The organism is Enterobacter sp. BWH52 (genome assembly GCF_001037565.1).
Taxonomy (GTDB): Bacteria; Pseudomonadota; Gammaproteobacteria; order Enterobacterales; family Enterobacteriaceae; genus Enterobacter; species Enterobacter hormaechei_C.
Genome location: NZ_KQ089854.1, coordinates 3157394 through 3178948, shown reverse-complemented (window position 1 = coordinate 3178948; position 21555 = coordinate 3157394). Strand labels below are relative to the sequence as shown.

The following is a 21555-nucleotide window of genomic DNA, read 5'->3' as shown; positions in this document are numbered from 1 at the left end:
TATCACCGCCCTCTCCCACAGGGAGAGGGCCGGGGTGAGGGCACCAGACCGCACCCTACTTGACCATTTTCCCCTTCAGCAATTTCCGCACCCACAGTCGGTTTGGATTCAGCCCCGCGAGCGTAACCCTGTCCAGCGGAACCGGCTCGTCGCTCATTTGCGCGGCTAACGCTTCAGCCAGCAGCGGCGCGGAGCACAATCCCCGCGAGCCTAAGCCACCCAGCATAAACAGCTCGGGGTGAACGGGCGCACTTACCGCCGTTTCTTTGCTGTCTGCAAGATCCTGATAGACTTCAAGCGTGGCGTCATAGTCCGGCACGTTTCCCGCCATCGGCAGGTGATCGCGGGTCGCGCAGCGTACGCCGCAGCGCGCCTGACCCTCACTGACATCAACCTCTTTCGCCCACGACGCATCCGGAAAACTGTCGACCAGGCGCTGGCGGTTTTGCTGCTGATCCGCTTCGCTGTAATGCATATCTGTTTCACCGCGATGGTAGCTGGCGCCGATGCAGTGATGGCCGTTGGAGGGATTTTGCGGCGTCAGGTAGCCGTCGTAACACAGCACCTGACGCAGTTTGCTCAGTTGGGGCGCGGTCGGGATATGGCTCACCTGGCCGCCGACTGGATAAACCGGCAATGATGCTGTCTGGGTAAACTGGCTGATATGATGTCCGTTGGCCAGCACAACGCTGGCATGCTGGGCCTCTTTACCGTCAGCGAAACGCAGTTCCCAGTGCGCAGTGCGGCTTAGCGATTGAACCTTATGGGCATAATGCACTGTCAACCCACGCGACTGCCCGAGGGCTATCGCCGCAGAAGTCAGTTCAGCCGGACATAGCCAGCCGCCGAGTGGATACTGAATTCCGCCGCAGCCGGTGTCGACACCAGCGGTCTCAGCAACCTGCTGTGCCGTCACTGCATGGGCGATGTCCTCCGGCAGCCCCAGCGACAGCATTTGGGTGATTTTCTGCTGGCTCTTCTCGTCCCAGCCGAGCTGCGTCACGCCGCACCAGTCGTGGTCGAACGCAACCGGCAGGCTGTCGTAAAGGCGGCGAGCAAACGTAAACGCCGCCGGGAAGAACTGGAACAGTGCCGGATCGTGTGCACTTAATAAGGGATAAAGCGCGCCCTGACGGTTGCCTGATGCGCCCGTCGCCGGCCCCTCGTCAGCGCAATAGAGCGTCACCTGCCAGCCACGGTGCAGCAGCGCCAGCGAAAGCAGAGCGCTGGCAATACCCCCGCCCACAATAGCGACCTCACGCGAGGTGCTGGCGCGGCGGGCAAACCAGGGGGCCTGCGCCGGGATCGCCAGATCCTGTTCCATCACCCCGACCAGCATGTCGCGTTTGCGGCCAAAGCCTTTGGTTTTCCGCATGGTAAACCCCGCCTCCTGCAACCCACGACGGACAAAGCCCGCGGAGGTGAAGGTAGCAAGCGTCGCGCCCGGGCGCGCCAGACGTGCCATGGCGCTGAACAGGTGCGGGCTCCACATGTCCGGGTTTTTAGCGGGCGCAAAACCGTCCAGGAACCAGGCGTCCACTTTCTGATTCATTGAGTCATCAAGCTTATCGGTCAGGTCGTTAATATCGCCCAGCCACAGGTCGAGGGTGACGCGTCCGTCATCCAGAATCAGACGATGACAGCCGCCGATAGCCGGTGGCCACTGGGTCTGAAGCTGTTCCGCCCAGTGGGCAAGCTCCGGCCAGCGCTGATGGGCAAGCCGCAGATCGTGCGCGGTAAGCGGAAATTTTTCGAAACTGATGAAATGTAATCTTTGTAAGGTAGCCTCGGGGTATGCAGCGCGAAAACAATCGAATGCCTGCCAGAGGGTCAGAAAATTCAGCCCGGTGCCGAAACCGCTCTCCGCCACGACGAACAGCCTGCGCGGATGTTCAGGGAAGCGGGTGCTGAGATGATTTCCTTCGAGGAAGACATAGCGCGTCTCTTCCAGTCCGTTATCATTAGAAAAGTAGACGTCATCAAAATCTCGGGAAACAGGTGTACCCTCAGCGTTGAATTCGAGGTTGGCAGGTTGTATGGCGTTTTGTTTCACGTAAGTTACTCGTCCGACAGGCAGTGGCACGATCTTAGCGATGTGAGCCCATCGGTGCAAATTTCCACAGAAAATGGCTGATCGGACTTGTTCGGCGTACAAGTGTACGCTATTGTGCGACTCGAAACTTTTTATAGTGCGACTTACAGAGGTATTGAATGAAACGTGCAGTGATTACTGGCCTGGGCATCGTTTCCAGCATCGGTAATAACCAGCAGGAAGTCCTGGCATCTCTGCGTGAAGGACGCTCCGGGATCACTTTCTCTGAAGAGTTTAAAGATTCTGGAATGCGTAGCCACGTATGGGGTAACGTTAAACTGGACACCACCGGTTTAATTGACCGTAAAGTGGTTCGTTTCATGAACGATGCCTCTATCTACGCCTATCTTTCCATGCAGGAAGCGATCAAGGATTCTGGTCTGAGCGAAGACGTTTACCAGAACAACCCACGCGTGGGCCTGATTGCAGGTTCCGGCGGTTCTTCTAAAGCTCAGGTGTTCGGTGCTGACGCCATGCGCAGCCCGCGCGGCCTGAAAGCGGTCGGTCCATATGTTGTGACCAAAGCCATGGGTTCAGCGGTTTCCGCGTGCCTGGCAACGCCGTTCAAAATCCACGGTGTGAACTACTCCATCAGCTCCGCATGTGCGACCTCCGCACACTGTATCGGTAATGCGGTTGAGCAGATCCAACTGGGCAAACAGGACATCGTATTTGCTGGCGGTGGCGAAGAGCTGGGCTGGGAAATGGCCTGTGAGTTCGACGCGATGGGCGCACTGTCCACTAAATACAACGAAACGCCAGACAAAGCGTCCCGTACTTATGATGCACACCGCGACGGTTTTGTTATCGCTGGCGGCGGCGGTATGGTTGTGGTTGAAGAGCTGGAACACGCGCTGGCGCGTGGCGCGCACATCTATGCTGAGATCGTGGGCTACGGCGCAACGTCTGACGGCGCTGACATGGTTGCTCCATCCGGTGAAGGCGCGGTGCGCTGCATGAAGATGGCGATGCACGGTGTTGATACTCCAATCGACTACCTGAACTCCCACGGCACCTCAACGCCGGTAGGCGACGTGAAAGAGCTGGGTGCGATCCGTGAAGTGTTCGGCGACAACAGCCCGGCTATCTCTGCAACCAAAGCCATGACCGGTCACTCTCTGGGCGCGGCGGGCGTGCAGGAAGCGATCTACTCTCTGCTGATGCTGGAAAACGGCTTTATCGCGCCAAGCATCAACATCGAAGAGATGGACGAGCAGGCGGCTGGCCTGAACATCGTGACTGAAACCACCGAACGTGAGCTGACGACCGTTATGTCCAACAGCTTCGGTTTCGGCGGCACCAACGCCACGCTGGTGATGCGTAAGCTGAAAGCGTAAGCGTTTGAAGGTATAGTAGAAGGGAGCCGCGCGGCTCCCTTTTTTTATGCCTGAACACGGAGTTATGCATGAAGGCTGTTACCCCTGCGAAGAGCGCTCCTTCCGGGAACCTTTCCCTTTTCCGCATCGCCTTTGCGGTGTTTCTGACCTATATGACCGTTGGCCTGCCGCTGCCGGTGATCCCCTTGTTCGTTCACCAGGAGCTGGGCTATGGCAACACCATGGTCGGCATTGCGGTGGGCATTCAGTTTTTAGCGACGGTATTAACCCGGGGCTACGCCGGTCGCCTGGCGGATCAGCACGGCGCAAAACGCTCGGCGTTGCAGGGCATGTTTGCCTGCGGGCTGGCGGGGGGAGCCTGGCTGCTGGCGGCGCTGTTGCCAATAGATGCAGCGTATAAATTCGCGCTGCTGGTGGTAGGGCGCCTGATCCTCGGCTTTGGCGAAAGCCAGCTGCTGACCGGCACCCTGACCTGGGGAATGGGGCTGGTGGGACCTGCGCGTTCCGGAAAAGTGATGTCCTGGAACGGGATGGCGATTTACGGCGCACTGGCGGCAGGCGCGCCGCTGGGGCTGCTGATCCACAGCCAGTTTGGTTTTGCGGCGCTGGCAGGCACCGCCATGGTATTGCCGCTGCTGGCGTGGGCGTTTAACGGTTCGGTGCGTAAGGTGCCCGCCCATAAAGGCGAGCGTCCTTCGCTGTGGAGCGTGGTGGGGCAAATCTGGCAGCCGGGGCTTGGGCTGGCGCTTCAGGGGGTGGGCTTCGCGGTTATTGGTACCTTTGTCTCCCTCTATTTCATGAGCCGCGGCTGGGCGATGGCGGGCTTTACGCTGACGGCCTTTGGCGGCGCGTTTGTATTGATGCGCGTGCTGTTTGGCTGGATGCCGGATCGCTTTGGCGGCGTGAAGGTGGCCGTGTCGTCACTTGTCATTGAGACCGTGGGTCTGGTACTGCTCTGGCAGGCGCCCTCTGCATCCGTTGCGCTGCTGGGTGCGGCGTTAACCGGCTGCGGCTGCTCGCTGATCTTCCCGGCGCTGGGCGTTGAAGTGGTGAAGCGCGTGGCTCCGCAGGTGCGCGGCACGGCGCTGGGCGGCTATGCGGCGTTTCAGGATATCTCATACGGCATCACCGGGCCGCTGGCGGGGCTGCTTGCAACGTCGTTTGGCTATCCTTCCGTATTTCTCGCCGGTGCGGTGTCAGCGGTGGTGGGGATTGTGGTGACGATGGTGGCGTTTCGCAAGCGGTAGTATGTTGCCGGGTGGCGGCTTCGCCTTACCCGGCCTACGGTTCGAGCCGTTGTAGACCCGGTAAGCGAAGCGCCACCGGGCAAATCCTCACGCAACCAGCCAGAAAATCGCCAGCGCAATCACCAACGCGATCAACATCAATCCCGGACGGGCAGAAAGCGTTTTGAACGTATCAACTACGGGGGCAAACAGCGGGTTGTAGATCGGCTGAATGTTTCTTACCTCCGGCACGCCGCCTTCCCGCTCGGCGCGGCGAACGAAGATCTGATTGAGCACATCCTGCACCTGGGCGGTGGTCAGCACCGTTTGCGGCGTAGCCTGCCAGCTCTGCTGAGCGTAATCCCGGATCGTATCGAACTCGTGCGGTTCCAGCGGTTGTTTCAGCGCCGCCTGTACGCTGTGCAGGGTCGGGGCGCTCTGGGTGCTGAGCGTCTGACGCGCCTGGAGCCAGGTGACCAGATGGGTAAACTGTTTTGCCGGGATCATCTCGCCCGCTTTCACACCGGAAAGTTCCAGCATGGATTGCCAGATAAGCTTTGTTGGTTCGCCGGTTGCGGCAGCCAGCTTAGTGACCATCTGCTTGAGCGTATTATGCTCCGCAGGCTGCAATGGCCGTTCTGTAGACGGGCGCTGTTGCGGCTGCGGGATAGAAAGCTGATTGCTTTGCAGCAGGGTCAACACGGTTTTCAGCTGTTCCGGCGAAAGCTGGCTCAGGGCGGTATGACCGTACTGTTGACGGATAAAATCACTCACCGCCTGGCGATTATTCCCCTGGCCCAACAGCTCGGTCAGCTGCGAGATAATCTGGCGGGTGGTATGTTGCTGCTGTGCGCTGGTAAGACGCTGGTTCAGGTTTTGTTCGGCGGCAGGGAAATGGCGCGACTGTAGCGGCGCATCGTTTCTGACGCCCAAATCGTGCTTCACGCCGGCCCACACCTCTGCGTTTTGCTGTGAGGTCAACGCAATAAGACGCGTGATCAGACGCTCCAGTACGGTGCGTTGCTGCGTGGAGAGCGGTTGTTCGCCTGGCGTGTTGGGCGTTACGGGGCCTTCACCCGGAGGGCGCGGAGGCGTACCTGAAATGGGCTGCATCGTCAAAAATCCTTAAAGTCAAACTCTGCGTAACCGGGCGGAGATATATGCCCGGCGGCGAGATTATGGCACACTTGGCAGGTTTACTTCCTCTCAAACAGGTACTCAGACGTGAAAATCCTCGTTGATGAAAATATGCCTTACGCCCGTGAGCTGTTCAGCCGCCTGGGTGAGGTTAAGGCTGTCCCTGGTCGCCCGATTCCGGTCAGCGAACTGGACGATGCAGACGCCCTGATGGTGCGCTCGGTGACTAAAGTAAATGAGGCGCTGCTCACCGGCAAAGGGGTTAAATTTGTCGGGACGGCAACGGCCGGGACCGATCATGTGGATGACCAGTGGCTTAAGCAGGCGGGGATTGGTTTTTCCGCGGCGCCAGGCTGTAACGCCATTGCCGTCGTGGAATATGTTTTCTCCTCGCTATTGATGCTGGCCGAGCGCGATGGTTTTACGCTGAAAGATCGCACCGTCGGGATTGTGGGTGTGGGCAACGTGGGCGGACGTCTGCAAAAGCGTCTGGAAGCCTGGGGAATCCGCACCCTGCTGTGCGATCCGCCGCGTAAGGATAACGGTGATGAAGGCGACTTCCGCACACTGGATGAGCTGGTCGACGAGTGCGACGTCATCACCTTCCATACGCCGCTCTTTAAAGAGGGGCCGTATAAGACCCTGCACCTGGCCGACGAAAAGCTGATCCGCCGTCTGAAGGCTGGCACTATTCTGATAAATGCCTGCCGGGGACCGGTGGTGGATAACGCGGCGCTGCTGGCATGTCTCGACGAAGGACAAGAGCTTAGCGTCGTGCTGGACGTCTGGGAGCCAGAGCCTGATCTCAACGTCGCATTGCTGGATAAGGTAGACGTGGGTACCGCACATATCGCGGGTTATACCCTTGAAGGCAAAGCGCGTGGCACAACCCAGGTGTTTGAGGCTTACAGCGCCTTTATCGGCCATCCGCAGCAGGTGGCGCTGGATACGCTGCTGCCCGCCCCGGAATTTGGCCGCATTACCCTTCATGGCCTGCTGGATGAGGCAACGCTGAAAAGACTGGTGCATTTGGTGTATGATGTGCGCCGCGATGACGCGCTGCTGCGTAAAGTGGCGGGTATTCCGGGTGAGTTTGACAAGCTACGCAAAAATTACCTTGAGCGCCGCGAGTGGTCTTCCCTGTATGTCATGTGCGATGACGCGTCAGCGGCGGGGCTGCTGCATAAACTGGGATTTAACGCCGTTCACCACCCGGCACGTTAATGTCTTCTTAATGCTCCCTGTCGGATGTTCCGGCAGGGACGCTTTTTATTTCTGGAGTAAACCACCATGTCTGAAGGCTGGAACATTGCCATTTTGGGTGCCACTGGCGCCGTGGGCGAAGCCCTGCTTGAAACCCTTGCTGAGCGTCAGTTCCCGGTGGGTGAGATTTACGCACTGGCGCGTACCGACAGCGCAGGAGAACAGCTGCGTTTCGGCGGGAAATCCTTGATGGTGCAGGACGCCGCCGCGTTTGACTGGACGCAGGCTCAGCTGGCGTTTTTTGCCGCAGGTGCGCAAGCCACGGCGTCTTACATTGAAGAAGCGACAAATTCAGGCTGTCTGGTGATCGACCTGAGCGGCCTGTTCTCCCTGGAGCCGGATGTGCCGCTGGTGGTGCCGGACGTCAACCCGTTTGTGCTGGCTGACTACCGCAACCGCAACATCATTGCAGTACCGAACAGCCTCACCAGCCAGCTGCTGACCGCGCTGAAGCCGCTGATCGACGACGGTGGCCTGTCGCGTATTTCCGTGACCAGCCTGCTGTCAGCCTCCGCTAACGGCAAAAAAGCCGTAGACGCACTGGCAGGGCAGAGCGCGAAGCTGCTGAACGGTATCCCGATCGACGAAGATGATTTCTTTGGCCGCCAGCTGGCGTTCAACATGCTGCCGCTACTGCCGGATCGTGAAGGTTCGGTGCGGGAAGAGCGTCGTATCGTCGATGAAGCACGCAAAATTTTGCAGGATGACGGGCTGATGATCTCCGCGAATGTCGTGCAGTCTCCGGTCTTTTACGGCCACGCGCAGATGGTCGGGTTTGAAGCCCTGCGTCCGCTGGCGGCTGAAGAAGCCCGCGACGCGTTTGGCCGCGGAGAGGACATTGTCCTGTCCGAAGAGAGCGAATTCCCGACGCAGGTGGGCGACGCCACCGGCAGCGCGCATCTCTCTGTGGGCTGTGTGCGTAACGATTACGGTATGCCTGAGCAGGTGCAGTTCTGGTCTGTTGCCGACAACGTGCGTTTCGGCGGCGCGCTGATGGCGGTCAAAATCGCGGAAAAACTGGTGCAGGAGTATCTGTACTGATGTCAGATGTGGAACAAAAGCCGGTCCACAGAATTGCCCTCGGCATTGAATACGATGGCAGTAAATACTATGGCTGGCAGCGGCAGAATGAGGTGCGCAGCGTCCAGGAGAAGCTGGAGAAAGCGCTCTCTCAGGTAGCGAATGAACCGATAAGCGTCTTCTGCGCGGGCCGCACCGATGCCGGCGTTCACGGCACGGGGCAGGTGGTGCATTTTGACACCACCGCCGTGCGCAAAGACGCGGCCTGGACGCTGGGTGTAAATGCGAATTTGCCTGGTGACATTGCCGTGCGTTGGGTGAAAGCTGTGCCGGATGATTTTCACGCGCGTTTCAGCGCGACGGCGCGGCGCTACCGTTATGTCATCTATAACCAGCGCCTGCGCCCGGCGGTGTTAAGCCAGGGCGTGACGCATTTTTATGAACCGCTGGATGCAGAACGTATGCAGCGTGCGGCGCAGTGTCTGATTGGAGAGAATGATTTTACGTCGTTTCGTGCGGTGCAGTGTCAGTCCCGTACGCCGTGGCGTAACGTCATGCACATTAACGTCAGTCGGTATGGCGCGTATGTGGTGGTGGATATCAAAGCCAATGCCTTTGTACATCATATGGTGCGGAATATTGTGGGCAGCCTGATGGAAGTGGGCGCCGGACACCAGCCGGAGAGCTGGATTGCAGAACTGCTTGCAGCGAAGGACAGAACGCTTGCGGCAGCAACGGCGAAAGCGGAAGGGCTGTATCTGGTTTCGGTGGATTATCCGGACCGGTTCGACCTGCCAAAACCGCCAATGGGCCCGCTGTTTTTAGCGGACTAAACAAAGGTGCAATTAGGGCTTAGACAATATGGACGTAATACGTTTTCTGATTGATTTCATCCTGCATATTGATGTTCACCTGGCGGAGCTGGTCGCGCAGTACGGCGTCTGGGTTTACGCCATTCTGTTCCTCATTCTGTTCTGTGAAACCGGCCTTGTGGTTACGCCGTTCCTGCCTGGAGATTCACTGCTGTTCGTGGCGGGCGCGTTATCCGCACTGCCAACGAATGACCTGAATGTCCATCTGATGGTCGTCCTGATGATCATCGCCGCGATTGTTGGTGATGCGGTCAACTACACCATCGGGCGGGTGTTTGGCGAGCGGTTGTTCAGTAATCCGGACTCGAAGATTTTCCGCCGCAGTTATTTAGATAAGACCCATGCGTTCTATGAGCGCCATGGCGGTAAGACCATTATCCTTGCCCGTTTTGTGCCTATTGTGCGTACATTTGCACCGTTTGTGGCGGGAATGGGTCACATGTCCTATCGTCATTTTGCCATGTACAACGTGGTGGGCGCGCTGCTGTGGGTGCTGCTGTTCACCTATGCAGGCTACCTGTTTGGCGATCTGCCGGTGGTTCAGGAAAACCTTAAGTTACTGATTGTAGCGATTATTGTGCTTTCCGTACTGCCTGGCGTCATCGAAATTATCCGTCACAAACGCGCGGCGGCAAAGCAAGCGAAGTAAATGCACGCTGGCGGTTCGACCACTTTTTTATCCAAAGTTTCGGGCTGTTATGTTTTAATGTGCAACATTCATGGTCTGTTGGAGGCAAAAATGGCATTATTCGCCTCTTACAGCAAAACTGGCATACGACCAGGTTCAGGCAGAAAGGTTATCAATGAGCTGGATTGAACGAATTAAAAGCAACATTACCCCAACGCGTAAAGCGAGCATTCCTGAAGGGGTATGGACGAAGTGTGATAGCTGCGGCCAGGTTCTGTATCGCGCAGAGCTGGAACGCAATCTTGAGGTGTGTCCGAAGTGTGACCACCATATGCGTATGTCGGCGCGCAACCGCCTGCATAGCCTGCTGGACGAAGGTTCTCTGGTAGAACTGGGCAGCGAACTGGAGCCAAAAGATGTGCTCAAGTTCCGCGACTCCAAAAAATACAAAGATCGTCTGGCCTCTGCGCAGAAAGAGACCGGCGAGAAAGACGCGCTAATCGTCATGAAAGGCACCCTGCATGAAATGCCGGTGGTTGCCGCCGCGTTTGAGTTCTCCTTTATGGGCGGCTCAATGGGCTCCGTGGTCGGCGCGCGTTTCGTGCGTGCCGTTGAGCAGGCGCTGGAAGACAACTGCCCGCTGATCTGCTTCTCCGCCTCCGGTGGCGCACGTATGCAGGAAGCGCTGATGTCCCTGATGCAGATGGCGAAAACCTCTGCGGCGCTGGCGAAAATGCAGGAGCGCGGTCTGCCGTACATTTCGGTACTGACCGACCCAACCATGGGCGGCGTTTCTGCAAGCTTCGCCATGCTGGGCGACCTGAACATCGCGGAGCCAAAAGCGCTGATCGGCTTTGCCGGTCCTCGCGTTATCGAGCAGACCGTACGTGAGAAACTGCCGCCGGGCTTCCAGCGCAGTGAGTTCCTCATTGAGAAAGGCGCTATCGATATGATCGTCCGCCGTCCGGAAATGCGCCTGAAACTGGCCAGCATTCTGGCGAAGCTGATGAATCTGCCAGCGCCTAACCCGGACGAGCCGCGCGAAGGCGTGGTGGTACCGGATCAGGAACCCGAGGCCTGATAACTGAAAAGGGCAGGGCCGAATGGCGCTGCCCTTTTGCTTTCTAAACCGTTAATGACAACCGGGCATCATGGAAAATAAAAGCATTCCTCAAGCCACGTCGCCCCTGGCCGCGTGGCTTTCTTATCTGGAAAACCTGCACAGTAAAACTATCGACATGGGCCTTGAGCGCGTAAGCCAGGTTGCCGCGCGTCTTGACGTGCTGAAACCCGCGCCTTTCGTGTTTACCGTCGCCGGCACTAACGGTAAAGGCACCACCTGCCGCACGCTGGAATCTGTCCTGATGGCGGCGGGGTACAAAGTTGGCGTTTACAGCTCGCCGCATCTGGTGCGCTATACCGAGCGCGTGCGGGTGCAAAACACCGAGCTGGCGGAATCGGCCCATACGGCGTCGTTTGCCGCTATCGAAGCGGCGCGCGGCGAAACCTCATTAACCTATTTCGAATATGGCACCCTGTCGGCGCTGTGGCTGTTTAAGCAGGCGCAGCTGGACGTGGTGATCCTGGAAGTGGGGCTGGGCGGGCGTCTGGATGCCACCAATATGGTGGATGCGGATGTCGCCGTCGTCACCAGCATCGCGCTGGATCACACCGACTGGCTGGGCCCGGACCGCGAGAGCATTGGCCGTGAGAAGGCCGGTATTTTCCGGGCCAATAAGCCTGCCGTGGTAGGCGAACCGGACATGCCACATACCATCGCTGAGGTAGCGAAAGAGAAGGGCGCTCGTCTGCTGCGTCGCGGCGTGGACTGGCAGTATGAGGTGCAGGACAACGGCTGGCGCTTCAGCGATGCGCAGGGCGTGCTGGAGAGTCTGCCCCTGCCGCAGGTGCCACAGCCTAACGCGGCGACTGCGCTGGCAGCCCTGCGCGCCAGCGGATTAGCGGTAAGCGAGCAGGCAATCCGCGATGGCATTCAGAACGCACTGTTACCAGGACGTTTTCAGATTGTGAGTGAGTCACCGCGTCTGATTCTGGATGTTGCACATAACCCGCATGCGGCGGCGTACCTCGCAGGACGTCTCAAATCGTTACCAAAAACCGGGCGCGTGCTGGCGGTTATCGGTATGCTTCATGATAAAGATATCGGCGGCACGCTGGCCTGCATGGAGAGTGTGGTCGATAGCTGGTATTGTGCTCCTCTGGAAGGGCCGCGCGGCGCGACTGCTGAGCAGTTGATGGAACATCTCGGCAAAGGCGAAATCTACAGCAGTGTGGTTTCGGCCTGGCGTGCCGCGATGGCGGAGGCTAAACCAGAAGATACCGTGCTGGTGTGTGGGTCATTCCACACGGTGGCACATGTCATGGAAGTGATGGACGCGGGGAGAACCGGTGGCGAGTAAGTTTCAGAACCGTTTAACAGGAACCATTGTGCTGGTCGCGCTCGGGGTGATTATTCTCCCGGGATTGCTCGACGGGCAGAAAAAGCATTACCAGGATGAATTTGCGGCCATTCCGCTGGTACCCAAACCGGGCGATCGCGACGAGCCCGATATGTTGCCAGCGGCAACGCAGGCGCTGCCTGCCCAGCCGCCAGAAGGCGCAGCGGAAGAGGTGCGCGCAGGTGATGCAGCCGCGCCGTCGCTCGATCCCTCGCGCCTGGCGACGAACAATAACATCGAGATTGATCCGGTGCCGGTAGAACAGCCTAAGCCTGTTGAGAAGCCGAAACCGGTGGAGAAGCCGCAGCCGAAACCGCAGCGGGATAAAGCGGCCGAGCAACTGGCAGCCGCTTCAGAAACGCCACCGCAGGCAAAACAGGACGCGGCCCCTACCGGCAAAGCCTATGTCGTTCAGCTCGGTGCGTTGAAAAATGCAGATAAGGTCAATGAGATCGTGAGTAAACTGCGCGGCGCGGGATACCGTGTTTATACTTCACCCACCACGCCGGTACAGGGTAAAATTACGCGTATCCTCGTGGGGCCGGATGCGTCGAAAGATAAGCTCAAAGGTTCGCTTGGCGAGCTGAAGCAAATCTCCGGCCTGAGCGGTGTGGTGATGAACTACAGCGCCAACTGATAGAAATTATCCCCTCACCCTGGCCCTCCCCCTAAAGGGGCGAGGGGTCGGTTTACTCCCTCTCCCTTGAGGGAGAGGGCCGAGGTGAGGGGGAGGCAGACGTTCACAGAAACGTCAAAGGTGCGGGGCGTTGAGCATTTTTTCAGCGCCTTTTTTATTTACGCGTGGGAAGGAAATCCCTACGCAAACGTTTTCTTTTTCTGTTAGAATTCGCCCCGAACTGGATGACAGGGCGTTAAATCGTGGGACACATATGGTCTGGATTGATTACGCCATCATTGCGGTGATTGGTTTTTCCTGTCTGGTTAGCCTGATCCGTGGCTTTGTTCGTGAAGCGTTATCGCTGGTAACCTGGGGTTGTGCTTTCTTTGTTGCCAGTCATTACTACACTTACCTGTCTGTCTGGTTCACGGGCTTTGAAGATGAACTGGTCCGAAACGGAATCGCCATCGCGGTGCTTTTTATCGCGACGCTGATTGTCGGCGCTATCGTCAATTACGTGATAGGTCAGCTGGTCGAGAAAACCGGTCTGTCAGGAACGGACAGGGTGCTCGGCATCTGTTTCGGCGCGTTGCGAGGCGTGCTCATTGTGGCCGCGATCCTGTTCTTCCTGGATACCTTTACCGGGTTCTCCAAAAGTGAAGACTGGCAAAAATCGCAGCTCATTCCGGAGTTCAGCTTCATCATCAGATGGTTCTTTGACTATCTGCAAAGCTCGTCGAGTTTCTTGCCCAGGGCATAAACCCTGAGATGTGGCTTAACGAGGAAAAGACGAATGTGCGGTATTGTCGGTATCGCCGGTTTCATGCCGGTAAACCAGTCGATTTATGACGCGTTAACGGTGCTTCAGCACCGTGGGCAGGATGCTGCGGGTATCATCACCATTGATGCAAACAACTGCTTCCGTTTACGCAAGGCGAACGGCCTGGTAAACGATGTATTTGAAGCCCGCCATATGCAGCGTCTGCAAGGTAATATGGGGATCGGTCACGTTCGTTATCCTACTGCTGGCAGTTCCAGCGCCTCTGAGGCTCAGCCTTTTTACGTTAACTCCCCGTATGGCATCACGCTTGCCCACAATGGCAATCTGACCAATGCCCACGAGCTGCGTAAAAAGCTGTTTGAAGAGAAACGTCGCCACATTAACACCACCTCTGATTCTGAAATCCTGCTCAATATCTTTGCCAGCGAGCTGGATAACTTCCGCCATTATCCGCTGGAAGCAGACAACATTTTTGCTGCCGTTGCCGCGACTAATCGCCAGATCCGTGGCGCGTATGCTTGCGTGGCGATGATCATCGGTCATGGCATGGTAGCCTTCCGCGATCCAAACGGCATTCGCCCGCTGGTGCTCGGCAAACGTGATCTCGGCGATGGCCGTTCCGAGTACATGGTTGCCTCCGAAAGCGTGGCGCTGGATACTCTGGGCTTCGAATTCCTGCGTGATGTCGCGCCAGGCGAAGCGGTCTACATCACTGAGAAGGGCCAGCTGTTTACCCGTCAGTGCGCCGACAATCCGGTGAGCAACCCGTGCCTGTTCGAATACGTTTACTTCGCGCGTCCGGACTCGTTCATCGACAAGATTTCCGTTTACAGCGCGCGCGTCAATATGGGGACGAAGCTGGGCGAGAAGATTGCCCGCGAGTGGGACGATCTCGACATCGACGTCGTCATCCCAATCCCTGAAACCTCCTGTGATATCGCGCTGGAGATTGCCCGTATTCTGGACAAGCCGTACCGTCAGGGCTTCGTGAAAAACCGCTACGTGGGCCGCACCTTTATCATGCCGGGCCAGCAGCTGCGTCGTAAGTCAGTACGTCGTAAGCTGAACGCTAACCGCGCCGAGTTCCGCGACAAGAACGTGCTGCTGGTGGACGACTCTATTGTGCGCGGCACGACGTCTGAGCAGATCATCGAGATGGCGCGTGAGGCCGGGGCGAAGAAAGTGTATCTTGCCTCCGCAGCGCCGGAAATTCGTTTCCCGAACGTGTATGGCATTGATATGCCAACCGCTAACGAGCTGATTGCTCACGGTCGTGAAGTAGACGAAATCCGGCAGATCATCGGTGCCGACGGTCTGATTTTCCAGGATCTGAACGATCTGATCGACGCGGTGCGCGCCGAGAACCCGGATATTCAGCAGTTCGAATGCTCGGTATTCAATGGGATCTACGTGACGAAAGACGTTGACCAGCAGTATCTCGACTATCTGGATTCTCTGCGTAACGACGATGCGAAAGCCGTCCAGCTGCAAAACGATCTCGAAAGCTTAGAGATGCACAACGAAGGTTGATGCGTATGCAGGTGAGGGCGCTCGCCCTCACTTGCAACTCCCCGTAAAATCCTGCACAGTCTGCCCTGAAATCAGCAAGGGCGAAAATCATGAAACGACTCATTGTAGGGATCAGCGGTGCCAGCGGCGCGATTTATGGCGTCCGGCTGTTACAGGTGCTGCGTGACGTTGCAGGCGTAGAAACCCATCTGGTGATGAGCCAGGCGGCGCGTCAGACCCTCTCTCTTGAAACCGATCTCTCTCTGCGCGACGTTCAGGCCCTGTCTGACGTTGTCCACGATGCCCGCGATATCGCCGCCAGCATCTCTTCGGGCTCGTTTAAAACGGCCGGCATGGTTATTTTGCCCTGTTCGATTAAAACCCTTTCCGGCATTGTAAACAGCTATACCGACACGCTGGTGACGCGTGCAGCGGATGTGGTGCTGAAAGAGCGTCGTCCTCTGGTGCTCTGCGTGCGGGAAACGCCGCTGCACCTGGGACATCTGCGTTTAATGACGCAGGCAGCCGAACTGGGTGCCGTGATTATGCCGCCGGTCCCCGCGTTCTATCATCGTCCGCAAACGCTGGACGATGTCATCAACCAGACCGTTAACCGCGTGCTGGATCAGTTCGATATCGACCTGCCGGAAGATCTCTTTACCCGCTGGCAGGGGGCGTGAAGCTGTGCACAAACAAGGTGCATGAAAAGACAATTTGCCCTGTTTCAGGGCAAAACTGCAACCGCGATCATATCCTCGACATTTAATTCGCTTTTTCCTTTTTTCTCTTTCCGGTTCGTTCGGCAGACCTGCTATCTTTCACCATTAAGGCAGTATCGCAACGTTTTATTAACATATTTAACGTCGTAGTTTTATCCCGACGACAATGTGGCATAAGACCTGCAAGAGCAGCCTGCAACACAACACACAACATAAACCATAATAAAATCACGGTTCTTGAGGGTAAATGTATGAAGAAGACGGTTCTGGCTCTGTCTTTGCTCGTGGGCTTGAGTGCGGCAACAAGTAGCTATGCAGCGCTTCCACAGACAGTTCGTATCGGTACAGACGCAACCTACGCGCCATTCTCCTCCAAGGATGCGAAAGGCGACTTCGTGGGGTTTGATATCGATCTGGGAAATGAGATGTGCAAACGCATGGAAGTGAAATGCACATGGGTGGGCAGTGACTTTGACGCGCTGATCCCGTCGCTGAAAGCCAAGAAAATTGATGCCATTATCTCTTCTCTCTCCATCACGGAAAAACGTCAGCAGGAGATTGCCTTCTCTGAGAAGCTCTACGCTGCCGACTCACGTCTGATTGCCGCGAAAGGCTCGCCAATCCAGCCGACCATCGACTCGCTGAAAGGCAAACATGTTGGCGTGCTTCAGGGCTCGACCCAGGAAGGTTTCGCCAATGCAAACTGGCGCGAGAAGGGCGTCGATGTGGTGGCTTACCAGAACCAGGATCTGATCTACTCTGACCTGGCGGCAGGCCGTCTGGATGCCGCGTTTCAGGATGAAGTCGCCGCGAGCGAAGGCTTCCTGAAACAGCCTGCGGGTAAAGAGTACGCCTTTGCCGGCCCGTCGGTAAAAGACAAAAAATACTTTGGCGACGGTACCGGTATTGGCCTGCGTAAGGATGATACCGAGCTGAAAGCCGCCTTCGACAAAGCGTTTAATGAGCTGCGTAAAGACGGTACCTACGACAAACTGGCGAAGAAATACTTCGATTTCAACGTCTACGGTGATTAATGCCTGAATGAGATGCACTGAAGTGGTGCGTCCCGGTGGGGTTATGTTCCAGTATGGTGCAACGCATGCACCATACTGGATCGCTGTGTGCATAGTTAAGCATTTATAATGCAAAAATTCCCGTTCAAAGGCATTAATCTTTGCCTGAATGAGGGGATTAATGGCACATTAACAACACCCCGTCGTCGTAAAAATCTCGTATTAAGACAGTTTGTTGAGGACAGATATGAAAAAACTGGTGTTGTCACTTTCTCTGGTACTGGCTTTTTCCAGCGCCACCGCTGCATTCGCAGCAATTCCGCAGAAAATTCGTATTGGAACTGACCCAACCTATGCACCTTTCGAATCGAAGAATGCGAAGGGGGAACTGGTTGGTTTTGACATCGATCTGGCTAACGAGCTGTGCAAACGCATTAAAGCGCAATGTACCTACGTTGAAAACCCGCTGGATGCGCTGATCCCGTCTCTGAAAGCGAAGAAAATTGACGTGATCATGTCCTCCCTGTCCATCACAGAAAAACGTCAGCAGGAGATTGCCTTCACGGACAAACTCTACGCGGCGGACTCACGTCTGGTGGTGGCGAAATCCTCTGACATTCAGCCAACCCTTGAATCTCTGAAAGGCAAACGCGTGGGCGTGTTGCAGGGTACTACGCAGGAAACCTACGGCAACGAGCACTGGGCGCCAAAGGGGATTGAAATTGTCTCTTACCAGGGCCAGGAAAACATCTACGCAGACCTGACGGCAGGCCGCATTGATGCAGCATTCCAGGATGAAGTGGCGGCAAGCGAAGGCTTCCTGAAACAGCCTGTGGGTAAAGATTACAAGTTCGGCGGTCCGTCCATTAAGGACGAAAAACTCTTTGGCGTTGGCACCGGTATGGGCCTGCGTAAAGAAGACAACGAACTGCGTGAAGCCCTGAACAAAGCGTTCGCCGAGATGCGCGCGGACGGCACCTATGACAAGCTGGCGAAAAAGTACTTCGATTTTAATGTTTACGGCGGCTAATCGCCCCGTCTGATAACGTGCGGCCCCTCCCGTTCCGGGAGGGGAAAAGACACGGTTCCACCACTCACGAGACGACAGGGCACGCGGTATGCTGTACGGATTTTCTGGCGTTATTTTACAGGGCGCGCTTGTCACCCTTGAGCTGGCTATCAGCTCCGTGGTGCTGGCGGTGCTGATAGGCCTGGCGGGCGCGGGGGCAAAATTATCCGCCAACAGACCGCTGGCGCTGATATTTGAAGGCTATACCACGCTGATTCGCGGCGTGCCAGACCTGGTGCTGATGCTGCTGATCTTTTACGGCCTGCAAATCGCACTTAACGGCGTAACGGATGCCATCGGCATGGAGCAGATCGATATCGACCCGATGGTGGCCGGTATTATTACCCTTGGTTTTATCTACGGTGCCTATTTCACTGAGACTTTCCGCGGCGCTTACATGGCCGTGCCGAAAGGGCATATTGAAGCGGCGACCGCCTACGGTTTTACCTCCTCACAAACGTTTCGCCGGATCATGTTCCCGGCCATGATGCGCTACGCGCTGCCGGGCATCGGGAACAACTGGCAGGTTATTCTCAAGGCAACGGCGCTGGTCTCCCTGCTGGGTCTGGAAGATGTGGTGAAGGCCACGCAGCTGGCAGGTAAAAGCACCTGGGAACCGTTCTATTTTGCGGTGGTTTGCGGCCTAATCTATCTGGTCTTTACGACCGTCTCCAATGGTGTGCTGCTTCTGCTTGAACGTCGCTACTCCGTGGGTGTGAAGAGGGCTGACCTGTGATTGAGATTATTCAGGAGTACTGGAAATCCCTGCTTTGGACGGATGGCTACCGCTTTACTGGCGTGGCGATCACGCTGTGGCTGCTGATCTCCTCGGTGGTAATGGGCGGCATTCTGGCGGTGTTTCTTGCCATTGGCCGCGTGTCGAACAATAAATTTATTCAGTTCCCTATCTGGCTGTTCACCTACGTGTTTCGCGGTACGCCGCTGTACGTACAGCTGCTGGTGTTCTATTCCGGGATGTACACGCTTGAGATCGTAAAAGGCACTGAAATGCTGAACGCGTTCTTCCGCAGCGGTCTGAACTGTACGGTGCTGGCGCTGACCCTCAATACCTGCGCCTATACCACCGAGATCTTCGCCGGGGCCATCCGTTCTGTGCCGCACGGTGAGATCGAGGCGGCGCGCGCGTACGGCTTCTCGTCCGTGAAGCTCTACCGCTGTATTATTCTGCCTTCGGCGCTGCGTATTGCGCTGCCGGCGTACAGCAACGAAGTGATTTTAATGCTGCATTCGACGGCACTGGCGTTTACCGCCACGGTACCGGATCTGTTAAAGATTGCCCGCGATATTAACTCTGCCACCTACCAGCCGTTTACGGCGTTTGGCATTGCAGCAGTGCTCTATTTGATCATTTCTTACGTCCTGATCAGCCTGTTCCGTAAGGCTGAAAAACGCTGGTTGCAGCATATAAAACCGTCGACGCACTGAGAATTTATGATGGCTGAGAACAAATTAAACGTAATTGATTTGCACAAGCGCTACGGCGAACATGAAGTGCTGAAAGGGGTGTCGCTGGAGGCTAACGCGGGCGACGTGATCAGTATTATCGGCTCATCAGGTTCGGGTAAAAGTACCTTCCTGCGCTGCATCAACTTCCTCGAAAAGCCGAGCGAAGGGTCGATTGTGGTGAGCGGACAGAACATCAACATGGTCCGTGATAAAGACGGCCAGCTTAAAGTGGCGGATAAAAACCAGCTGCGCCTGCTGCGTACACGCCTGACGATGGTGTTCCAGCACTTCAACCTCTGGAGCCACATGACGGTGCTGGAGAACGTGATGGAAGCGCCGGTTCAGGTGCTCGGCTTAAGCAAGCAGGAAGCCCGCGAGCGTGCGGTCAAATACCTGGCGAAAGTGGGTATCGACGAGCGGCAGCAGATCAAATATCCGGTGCACCTGTCAGGGGGACAGCAGCAGCGTGTTTCCATCGCCCGTGCGCTGGCGATGGAGCCGGAAGTGTTGCTGTTTGACGAACCGACTTCCGCGCTGGATCCTGAACTCGTTGGCGAAGTGCTGCGCATCATGCAGAAGCTGGCGGAAGAGGGCAAAACGATGGTGGTGGTGACGCACGAGATGGGCTTCGCCCGTAACGTTTCTAACCACGTTATTTTCCTGCATCAGGGCAAGATAGAAGAGCAGGGGCATCCGGACGAAGTGCTGGCGAACCCGCAAAGCCCGCGTTTGCAGCAGTTCCTGAAAGGCTCGTTGAAGTAGGTTTGGCCTTTCTCCCTCTCCCTGTGGGAGAGGGCCGGGGTGGGGGCATCAGGCCGCAGAGCCGCCCAATTGCCCGGTGGCGCTTCGCTTACCGGGCCTACAAAAACCGTAGGCCGGGCAAACGCAGTGCCGCCCGGCATTCAACACTCGAGCCGATACACCCAGTCGTCATACCGTACGCCGTTAATCTCGTACGCCTTCTCCAGCACCTGCGTGCGCACAAAACCCGCTTTCTCAAGGACCCGCACCGACCCGACGTTATCCGCCAGCACGTACGCGTTTATCGCCTTCACGCCCGTCTGGTTAAATGCATACTCACACACCGCGCGCAGCGCTTCGCTGGCAATGCCTTTTCCCTGCGCGGCAGGCACAACCGTGTAGCCAATATCCGCCTCTTCACGGTTCGCCGCACTGATTTGCAGGCCGATATCCCCGAGCGGCGTAACGTCGTTATGCAGACGGATCACAAAGACATGCTCCGCCATCAGGCGTGCGGCAAATACGCGGCGCGTCTCTTTTTCCGGTGTAATAGCGGCCATATAGCGCATGATGGCGGGGTCTTCGCGCAGAGAGCGGAAGAATGCCCAGTCAGAAGGTTCGAAAGGGGTGAGGTTAAGCCGGGTTGTGGTGATGGTTGCCATAGTTACGCCATATCATCCAGACATGGCGTATAACTCTAACATATTCACTGCACCACATCCCCCAGCGCCTCTTCCAGGTCATACCAGCGGAACGTAAACCCGGCCGCTTCCAGCCGTTTTGGCAGCGCGCGCTGCCCGCCCAGTACCAGCACCGAAGACTCACCCATCAGCAGACGAATCGCCGTCGCAGGCACGCGCAGCACCGCCGGGCGATGCAGGGCATGACCCAGGGCATGAGCAAATTGTTCATTACGTACCGGATACGGAGACACCATGTTAAACGGCCCGCGCAGGTCGTTATCCAGCAGCCAGAGAATACCGTTGACCATATCGTCGATATGGATCCACGCCAGATACTGACGACCGTTTCCGATGGGCCCGCCAAGCCCCATTTTAAACGGCGGCAACATTTTACCGAGAATACCGCCTTTCGGAGCAAGCACCACGCCGGTGCGCAGCAGGCAGACGCGGGTGTTATCGCTCTGCGCCCCGCAGGCGATACGCTCCCATTGGGCGCAGAGTTTATGGGTAAACTCGTTGTGCGGCGGCTCTTCTTCGGTCACCACCACTTCACCAAGATCGCCATAGTAGCCTGTAGCAGAGCCTGAAATCAGCACCGAGGGCGGCGTCTCGCTGTTGCGAATCAGCTCAACCAGCCTTTCGGTCATATTCCAGCGACTGCTGCATAAACGCTGTTTTTGCTCTTCGGTCCAGCGTTTATCGGCGATTGGTTCGCCTGCAAGGTTGATGACGGCGTCAAAGCCGTTCAGATCCTGCCTTTCCGCCAGGCCTTTCCAGATCTCAACGCCGGTGCCCAGCACCTGGCGCGCTTTCTCCGGGCTGCGCGTGACCACGGTAATGTCGTGATGCAACGCCTGCAAACGTGGAATGAGATGGCGACCAATCAGGCCCGTACCGCCGGTGAGCAGGATCTTCATACA

General features: G+C 56.9%; 21 protein-coding genes. 17 read left to right on the top strand and 4 right to left on the bottom strand.

Features of this window, described 5'->3' with window-relative positions:
- Positions 1-55 precede the first annotated feature (55 nt).
- Entirely contained in the window at positions 56-2053 is a 1998-nt protein-coding gene (gene mnmC, locus SK47_RS14990; protein ID WP_048244591.1) for a bifunctional tRNA (5-methylaminomethyl-2-thiouridine)(34)-methyltransferase MnmC2/FAD-dependent 5-carboxymethylaminomethyl-2-thiouridine(34) oxidoreductase MnmC1, read from the bottom strand.
- 158 nt (positions 2054-2211) lie between these two features.
- On the opposite strand from mnmC, the gene fabB reads away from it, so the two are divergent.
- Entirely contained in the window at positions 2212-3429 is a 1218-nt protein-coding gene (gene fabB / locus SK47_RS14985) for a beta-ketoacyl-ACP synthase I (protein ID WP_003861395.1), read from the top strand.
- A 68-nt stretch (positions 3430-3497) separates the two neighbouring features.
- A complete protein-coding gene (locus tag SK47_RS14980) occupies positions 3498-4676 on the top strand; it encodes an MFS transporter (RefSeq protein ID WP_048244589.1) in 1179 nt (392 codons plus the stop codon).
- Positions 4677-4763: 87 nt separating this feature from the next.
- On the opposite strand, the gene flk is transcribed toward SK47_RS14980, so the two are convergent.
- On the bottom strand, positions 4764-5768 hold the full coding sequence (flk, locus tag SK47_RS14975) for a flagella biosynthesis regulator Flk (protein WP_003861399.1): 1005 nt from the start codon (positions 5766-5768) through the stop codon (positions 4764-4766).
- Positions 5769-5879: 111 nt separating this feature from the next.
- Here flk and pdxB point away from each other — a divergent pair, with 111 nt between their 5' ends.
- From pdxB to hisP, 15 genes are all read left to right on the top strand, one after another.
- A complete protein-coding gene (gene pdxB, locus SK47_RS14970) occupies positions 5880-7016 on the top strand; it encodes a 4-phosphoerythronate dehydrogenase PdxB (RefSeq protein WP_023314591.1) in 1137 nt (378 codons plus the stop codon).
- 66 nt (positions 7017-7082) lie between these two features.
- Positions 7083-8096 carry an aspartate-semialdehyde dehydrogenase gene (locus SK47_RS14965; RefSeq protein ID WP_003861403.1) on the top strand — a complete coding sequence of 338 codons (1014 nt, stop codon included), beginning with the start codon at positions 7083-7085 and terminating at the stop codon, positions 8094-8096.
- The gene (gene truA / locus SK47_RS14960) at positions 8096-8908 is read left to right on the top strand and encodes a tRNA pseudouridine(38-40) synthase TruA (RefSeq protein WP_001286071.1); all 813 of its coding nucleotides are present in this window, start codon (positions 8096-8098) and stop codon (positions 8906-8908) included. The genes SK47_RS14965 and truA overlap by 1 nt, the downstream gene beginning before the upstream one ends.
- Before the next feature lie 28 nt (positions 8909-8936).
- A complete protein-coding gene (locus tag SK47_RS14955) occupies positions 8937-9596 on the top strand; it encodes a DedA family protein (RefSeq protein ID WP_003861406.1) in 660 nt (219 codons plus the stop codon).
- A 154-nt stretch (positions 9597-9750) separates the two neighbouring features.
- A complete protein-coding gene (gene accD / locus SK47_RS14950; protein ID WP_003861408.1) occupies positions 9751-10656 on the top strand; it encodes an acetyl-CoA carboxylase, carboxyltransferase subunit beta in 906 nt (301 codons plus the stop codon).
- Positions 10657-10726: 70 nt separating this feature from the next.
- The gene (gene folC / locus SK47_RS14945; RefSeq protein ID WP_017692992.1) at positions 10727-11995 is read left to right on the top strand and encodes a bifunctional tetrahydrofolate synthase/dihydrofolate synthase; all 1269 of its coding nucleotides are present in this window, start codon (positions 10727-10729) and stop codon (positions 11993-11995) included.
- Positions 11985-12671 carry a cell division protein DedD gene (dedD, locus tag SK47_RS14940; protein ID WP_003861412.1) on the top strand — a complete coding sequence of 229 codons (687 nt, stop codon included), beginning with the start codon at positions 11985-11987 and terminating at the stop codon, positions 12669-12671. The genes folC and dedD overlap by 11 nt, the downstream gene beginning before the upstream one ends.
- 253 nt (positions 12672-12924) lie before the next feature.
- Positions 12925-13413, top strand: a complete 489-nt coding sequence (cvpA, locus tag SK47_RS14935; RefSeq protein ID WP_000262116.1) for a colicin V production protein — start codon at positions 12925-12927, stop codon at positions 13411-13413.
- Between the two features lie 33 nt (positions 13414-13446).
- A complete protein-coding gene (gene purF, locus SK47_RS14930) occupies positions 13447-14964 on the top strand; it encodes an amidophosphoribosyltransferase (protein WP_008502595.1) in 1518 nt (505 codons plus the stop codon).
- Positions 14965-15053: 89 nt separating this feature from the next.
- Entirely contained in the window at positions 15054-15623 is a 570-nt protein-coding gene (locus tag SK47_RS14925) for a UbiX family flavin prenyltransferase (RefSeq protein WP_023314587.1), read from the top strand.
- A 290-nt stretch (positions 15624-15913) separates the two neighbouring features.
- A complete protein-coding gene (gene argT, locus SK47_RS14920; RefSeq protein ID WP_048244586.1) occupies positions 15914-16696 on the top strand; it encodes a lysine/arginine/ornithine ABC transporter substrate-binding protein ArgT in 783 nt (260 codons plus the stop codon).
- A gap of 226 nt (positions 16697-16922) precedes the next feature.
- A complete protein-coding gene (gene hisJ, locus SK47_RS14915) occupies positions 16923-17705 on the top strand; it encodes a histidine ABC transporter substrate-binding protein HisJ (RefSeq protein ID WP_003861421.1) in 783 nt (260 codons plus the stop codon).
- Between the two features lie 88 nt (positions 17706-17793).
- Positions 17794-18480, top strand: a complete 687-nt coding sequence (locus SK47_RS14910; protein ID WP_003861422.1) for a histidine ABC transporter permease HisQ — start codon at positions 17794-17796, stop codon at positions 18478-18480.
- Positions 18477-19190 carry an ABC transporter permease gene (locus SK47_RS14905; protein ID WP_003861424.1) on the top strand — a complete coding sequence of 238 codons (714 nt, stop codon included), beginning with the start codon at positions 18477-18479 and terminating at the stop codon, positions 19188-19190. Before SK47_RS14910 ends, SK47_RS14905 begins: the two co-directional genes overlap by 4 nt.
- 9 nt (positions 19191-19199) lie before the next feature.
- Positions 19200-19973: a histidine ABC transporter ATP-binding protein HisP gene (gene hisP, locus SK47_RS14900; RefSeq protein WP_003861426.1), complete on the top strand. Its 774-nt coding sequence runs from the start codon at positions 19200-19202 to the stop codon at positions 19971-19973.
- Between the two features lie 140 nt (positions 19974-20113).
- On the opposite strand, the gene SK47_RS14895 is transcribed toward hisP, so the two are convergent.
- Positions 20114-20614 carry a GNAT family N-acetyltransferase gene (locus tag SK47_RS14895; RefSeq protein WP_023325002.1) on the bottom strand — a complete coding sequence of 167 codons (501 nt, stop codon included), beginning with the start codon at positions 20612-20614 and terminating at the stop codon, positions 20114-20116.
- A gap of 44 nt (positions 20615-20658) precedes the next feature.
- Positions 20659-21552, bottom strand: coding sequence for a TIGR01777 family oxidoreductase (locus SK47_RS14890; RefSeq protein WP_003861430.1), 894 nt, complete (start codon positions 21550-21552; stop codon positions 20659-20661).
- Positions 21553-21555 lie beyond the last annotated feature (3 nt).

Bases quoted from the DNA above. Each gene is read 5' to 3' on its own strand.
- fabB (WP_003861395.1), top strand. From the start codon at position 2,212: ATGAAACGTGCAGTGATTACTGGCCTGGGCATCGTTTCCAGCATCGGT.
- SK47_RS14980 (WP_048244589.1), top strand. From the start codon at position 3,498: ATGAAGGCTGTTACCCCTGCGAAGAGCGCTCCTTCCGGGAACCTTTCC.
- flk (WP_003861399.1), bottom strand. From the start codon at position 5,768: ATGCAGCCCATTTCAGGTACGCCTCCGCGCCCTCCGGGTGAAGGCCCC.
- SK47_RS14965 (WP_003861403.1), top strand. From the start codon at position 7,083: ATGTCTGAAGGCTGGAACATTGCCATTTTGGGTGCCACTGGCGCCGTG.
- truA (WP_001286071.1), top strand. From the start codon at position 8,096: ATGTCAGATGTGGAACAAAAGCCGGTCCACAGAATTGCCCTCGGCATT.
- SK47_RS14955 (WP_003861406.1), top strand. From the start codon at position 8,937: ATGGACGTAATACGTTTTCTGATTGATTTCATCCTGCATATTGATGTT.
- accD (WP_003861408.1), top strand. From the start codon at position 9,751: ATGAGCTGGATTGAACGAATTAAAAGCAACATTACCCCAACGCGTAAA.
- folC (WP_017692992.1), top strand. From the start codon at position 10,727: ATGGAAAATAAAAGCATTCCTCAAGCCACGTCGCCCCTGGCCGCGTGG.
- cvpA (WP_000262116.1), top strand. From the start codon at position 12,925: ATGGTCTGGATTGATTACGCCATCATTGCGGTGATTGGTTTTTCCTGT.
- purF (WP_008502595.1), top strand. From the start codon at position 13,447: ATGTGCGGTATTGTCGGTATCGCCGGTTTCATGCCGGTAAACCAGTCG.
- SK47_RS14925 (WP_023314587.1), top strand. From the start codon at position 15,054: ATGAAACGACTCATTGTAGGGATCAGCGGTGCCAGCGGCGCGATTTAT.
- argT (WP_048244586.1), top strand. From the start codon at position 15,914: ATGAAGAAGACGGTTCTGGCTCTGTCTTTGCTCGTGGGCTTGAGTGCG.
- hisJ (WP_003861421.1), top strand. From the start codon at position 16,923: ATGAAAAAACTGGTGTTGTCACTTTCTCTGGTACTGGCTTTTTCCAGC.
- SK47_RS14910 (WP_003861422.1), top strand. From the start codon at position 17,794: ATGCTGTACGGATTTTCTGGCGTTATTTTACAGGGCGCGCTTGTCACC.
- hisP (WP_003861426.1), top strand. From the start codon at position 19,200: ATGGCTGAGAACAAATTAAACGTAATTGATTTGCACAAGCGCTACGGC.
- SK47_RS14895 (WP_023325002.1), bottom strand. From the start codon at position 20,614: ATGGCAACCATCACCACAACCCGGCTTAACCTCACCCCTTTCGAACCT.
- SK47_RS14890 (WP_003861430.1), bottom strand. From the start codon at position 21,552: ATGAAGATCCTGCTCACCGGCGGTACGGGCCTGATTGGTCGCCATCTC.